The 4,711-nt window shown below is 71.9% G+C and carries 4 protein-coding genes; all 4 read left to right on the forward strand.

From position 1 onward, the window contains the following. The coding region (locus DT057_RS36045) for a DUF4082 domain-containing protein (RefSeq protein WP_203236197.1) at positions 1-1,241 on the forward strand (1,241 nt) is incomplete at both ends. A gap of 12 nt (positions 1,242-1,253) precedes the next feature. Next, positions 1,254-2,081: a DUF4082 domain-containing protein gene (locus DT057_RS37485; RefSeq protein WP_420870303.1), complete on the forward strand. Its 828-nt coding sequence runs from the start codon at positions 1,254-1,256 to the stop codon at positions 2,079-2,081. Between the two features lie 11 nt (positions 2,082-2,092). Continuing rightward, positions 2,093-2,401 (forward strand): hypothetical protein, encoded by a 309-nt coding sequence (locus DT057_RS05650; protein WP_238313585.1) that lies wholly within the window; start codon positions 2,093-2,095, stop codon positions 2,399-2,401. A gap of 27 nt (positions 2,402-2,428) precedes the next feature. After that, complete coding sequence (locus tag DT057_RS05655; protein WP_128561124.1) at positions 2,429-4,567, forward strand: peptidase domain-containing ABC transporter; 2,139 nt, start codon at positions 2,429-2,431, stop codon at positions 4,565-4,567. Positions 4,568-4,711 lie beyond the last annotated feature (144 nt).

Consider the following 4,711-nt stretch of genomic DNA (forward strand, 5'->3'; position numbering starts at 1 on the left):
CCGGCTCGGCGACGCCCGCCACCGTGAACACCGCCGACACCGACGCGGTCGAGCTCGGGGTGAAGTTCCAGTCCTCGAGCGCCGGCACGGTGAGCGCGGTGCGGTTCTACAAGGGCAGCCTGGACACCGGCACCCACACCGGCTCGCTCTGGTCGAGCACCGGGCAGCGCCTCGCCACCGCGACCTTCGCCAACGAGACCGCGAGCGGCTGGCAGACCGCGACGTTCTCGAGCCCCGTGACCCTGACGCCGGGAGCGACCTACGTCGCCTCCTACCACACCAACACCGGCCACTACTCGAGCAACGTCGGCTACTTCGCCAGCGCCACGACGAGCGGACCCCTCACCGCGCCCTCCAGCACGGCGTCGGGCGGCAACGGCGTCTTCGTCTACGGCAGCGGCAACCTGTTCCCGAACCAGACCTACCAGTCGACGAACTTCTGGGTGGACGTGCTGTTCAACCCGGCGAGCGGCACCGCCAACCAGTCGCCGGTGGCCGTCAACGACACCGGCCCGACGGTGACGCTGAACACCGCCGCCACCATCGCGACCGCGACGCTGCTCGCCAACGACACCGACCCGAACGGCGACGCGCTCACGGTCACCGGGGTCAGCGCGCCGACGAACGGCACCGTGGCGCTGAACGCCCAGACGAACACCATCACGTTCACGCCGACGACGGGCTACACCGGCCCGGCAGGCTTCACCTACGCGATCGCGGACGGGCGCGGCGGCACCGCCTCGGCGAGCGTCGGCCTCACGGTCGCGGCGCCCGGCACGGGCCCGGTGAGCCTGTTCTCGGCCACGGCGACGCCCGCCACCGTGAACACGGCCGATTCGAGCCCGGTCGAGCTCGGGGTCAAGTTCCAGGCCTCGAGCGCCGGCACGGTCAGCGCGGTGCGCTTCTACAAGGGCAGCCTGGACACCGGCACCCACACCGGCTCGCTCTGGTCGAGCACCGGGCAGCGCCTCGCCAACGCGACCTTCACCAACGAGAGCGCGAGCGGCTGGCAGACCGCGACCTTCTCGAGCCCCGTGACCCTGACGCCGGGGGCGACCTACGTCGCCTCCTACCACACCAACGCCGGCCACTACTCGAGCAACGTCGGCTACTTCGCCAGCGCCACGACGAGCGGCCCCCTCACCGCACCCTCCAGCACGGCGTCGGGCGGCAACGGCGTGTACGCCTACGGCGGCTCGAGCCTGTTCCCGAACCAGACCTACCAGTCGACGAACTACTGGNTCTGGGTGGACGTGCTGTTCAACCCGGCGAGCGGCACCGCCAACCAGTCGCCGGTGGCCGTCAACGACACCGGCCCGACGGTGACGCTGAACACCGCCGCCACCATCGCGACCGCGACGCTGCTCGCCAACGACACCGACCCGAACGGCGACGCGCTCACGGTCACCGGGGTCAGCGCGCCGACGAACGGCACCGTGGCGCTGAACGCCCAGACGAACACGATCACGTTCACGCCGACGACGGGCTACACCGGCCCGGCGAGCTTCACCTACGCGATCGCGGACGGGCGCGGCGGCACCGCCTCGGCGAGCGTCAGCCTCAAGGTCGCGGCGGCGAGCGCGGGCCCGGTGAGCCTGTTCTCGGCCACGGCGACGCCCGCGACCGTGAACACGGCCGATTCGAGCCCGGTCGAGCTCGGGGTCAAGTTCCAGTCGTCCAGCGCCGGCACGGTGAGTGCGGTGCGGTTCTACAAGGGCAGCCAGGACACCGGCACCCACACCGGCACGCTCTGGTCGAGCACGGGCCAGCAGCTCGCGACGACCACCTTCACCAACGAGAGCGCGAGCGGCTGGCAGACCGCGACGTTCTCCAATCCCGTGACCCTGACGCCGGGGGCGACCTACGTCGCCTCCTACCACACCAACACCGGTCACTACTCCAACAACAGCAACTACTTCACGACCGCCACGACGAGCGGGCCCCTCACCGCGCCGGCAAGCGACGCGTCGGGCGGCAACGGCGTCTACGCCTACGGCGGCTCGAGCCTGTTCCCGGCGAACTCCTACCAGCGGACCAACTACTGGGTGGACGTCGTCTTCAACCCGCAAGCCGCGGCCTAAGGAATCACATGATGATCAACGAGATCTATTCGGACGGCGTGAGCGAGATCACCGTGACGGGCTCGATCATCCGCATCGACCTGATGAGCCTGTCGCCGTCCGAGCGGGACCACGCCAACAACCCGAAGCCGGTCGTCCGCCAGCGCATCATCATGCCGGCCGACGCCTTCGCGAACGCCGCCGACCTGATGCAGAAGGTCGTCCAGGGGCTGATCGAGTCCGGCGCCATCCGGCCCGGCGAGACGGCGCCCGGCGCGCACGATCCCGTGCCCCTGGGCGCGCCCCGGCCCGCCCGCAACACCTCTCCGAACTTCTCCTGACGCGCTGCTGCGCACGGAAGGCCCGCCGTGGACACCGGACTGCACTGCCTCGTCGCCGTCGCGCGCCACCACGGCGTCGACCTCGCGGCCGACCGCCTCGCCCACGCCTACGCGATCGGGAGCGAGGCGGTCTCGCTGCCGCGCCTGACGCGCATCGCCCGCGACGTCGGGCTCCGGGCGAGCCGCACGCGGCTCACCTTCGCGGCCCTCGCCGACCTCGGCGGCGCCTTCCCGGCCCTCGCCCGGCTCGCCAACGGCAACTGGGTCGTGATCGGGGGCGTCGATTTCGGCGGGGACGAGCCGCGCCTCCTCGTCCTCGACCCGAAGGCGGCCCTCCAGGAGCCGATGCTGCTCGGGCGGGACGCCTTCTGCGCCGCCTGGCGGGGCGAGATGCTGCTCGTCCGCCCCCGGGCCGCCCGGCGCGCCGCGGACGGCCGGCGGCCCTTCGGCCTGCTCTGGTTCGTGCCCGAGATCCTGCGCCAGCGCCGGCTCTTCTCCGACGTGGTCGTGGCCGCGCTCGTGCTCTACGCCATCGGGCTCGCCGTCCCGCTGTTCTCCCAGCTCGTCATCGACCGGGTGCTCACCCACGAATCCTACGCCACGCTCTACGTGCTGGCCGGCGGCGTGGTGCTGGCGCTCGTCTTCGAGGCCGCCTTCACGTTCCTGCGCCGCTACCTGCTGCTCTACGCCAGCAACCGCATCGACATCCGGGTCTCGCTGCGCACCTTCGCGCACCTGCTCGGGCTGCCGCTCTCCTACTTCGAGCAGGTCCCGGCCGGCATCCTGGTCAAGCACATGCAGCAGGCGAGCCGGGTGCGGGAGTTCCTCACCGGCCGGCTGTTCACGACGGTGCTCGACGGCTTCTCGCTCCTCGTGTTCCTGCCGATCCTCCTCCTCTACAGCGTGAAGCTCGCCCTCGTGGTCCTGGCCTTCACGGCCTGCGTTGCGGTCGCCATCGGGGTGCTGATCGGCCCGTTCCGCCGCCGGCTGCGGGCGCTCTACGACGCGGAGGGCGAGCGCCAAGCGCTCCTCGTCGAGTCGGTGCACGGCATGCGCACCATCAAGTCCCTGGCCATGGAGCCGCTCCAGGGCCGGCAATGGGAGGACGCCTCCGCGCAGGCGGTGCAGATGCGCTACGGCGTCGAGCGGATCTCGGCCGTGGCCCAGGCCGTGACCGGCCTGCTCGAGAAGCTGATGAGCGTCGCCATCATCGGGCTCGGCGCCGTCGACGTCTTCGACCGCCAGATGACGGTCGGCGCGCTCGTGGCGTTCAACATGCTGGCCGGCCGCGTGTCGGGCCCGCTCGTGCAGATGCTGACCATGGCGCACGAGTACCAGGAGGTGGCGCTCTCGGTGCGGATGCTCGGCGAGGTCATGAACCGCACGCCCGAGATCGAGGGCCCCGCCCGCGGCCTCTGCCCGCCGGTGCACGGGGAGATCAGCTTCGAGGACGTGTCGTTCTCCTACCAGCCCGACCGGGCGCCCGCCCTCGACGACGTCTCGTTCACGGTGGCGCCCGGCAGCATCGTGGGGATCGTCGGGCGCAGCGGCTCGGGCAAGACCACCATCACCCGGCTGATCCAGCGCCTCTACCCGGTCCAGCAGGGCCTGGTGCGGATCGACGGCCACGACATCCGGGAGCTCGACCTCGCGCACCTGCGCCGCTGCGTCGGGGTGGTGCTGCAGGACAACTTCCTGTTCCGCGGCACCGTCCGGGAGAACATCGCGGCGGCCAAGCCCTCCGCCACCTTCGAGGAGATCGCCGAGGCCGCGCGCAGCGCGGGCGCCGACGAGTTCATCGAGCGGCTGCCCCGCGGCTTCGACACGATGCTGGAGGAGAACGCCGCCAACCTCTCGGGCGGCCAGCGCCAGCGGCTCGCCATCGCCCGCGCCCTCGTCACGGATCCGCGCCTGCTCATCCTCGACGAGGCGACGAGCGCCCTCGATCCCGACAGCGAGGCGATCATCCGCCGCAACCTGCGCCGGATCGCCCGCGGGCGCACCGTGCTGATCGTCTCGCACCGGCTCTCCACCCTGGTGGACGCCCACGCGATCCTGGTCATCGACGGCGGCCGCCTGATCGCGACCGGGCGGCACGACCAGCTCCTCACCTCCTGCACGACCTACCGGCACCTGTGGAACCAGCAGACGAGGCAGGCCGCATGACCGCTCCCCACCGCGACGAGCCTGCCGGCCCGCCCGTGCTCACCGCCGTGCCCTCCGGGGGCGATGCGGCCGGGCCCCGGGAGGGCGGCGCGCCGGCCCCGATCCCGGCGGCCCCGCCCGGCGGCCGGGCCGCGCCGCGCGACC

The organism is Methylobacterium crusticola, from assembly GCF_003574465.1.
Classification (GTDB): Bacteria; Pseudomonadota; Alphaproteobacteria; order Rhizobiales; family Beijerinckiaceae; genus Methylobacterium; species Methylobacterium crusticola.

What these genes read in the sequence shown, in the direction of transcription:
- DT057_RS05650 (WP_238313585.1), top strand. Translation starts at nt 2,093, where the DNA reads ATGATCAACGAGATCTATTCGGACGGCGTGAGCGAGATCACCGTGACG.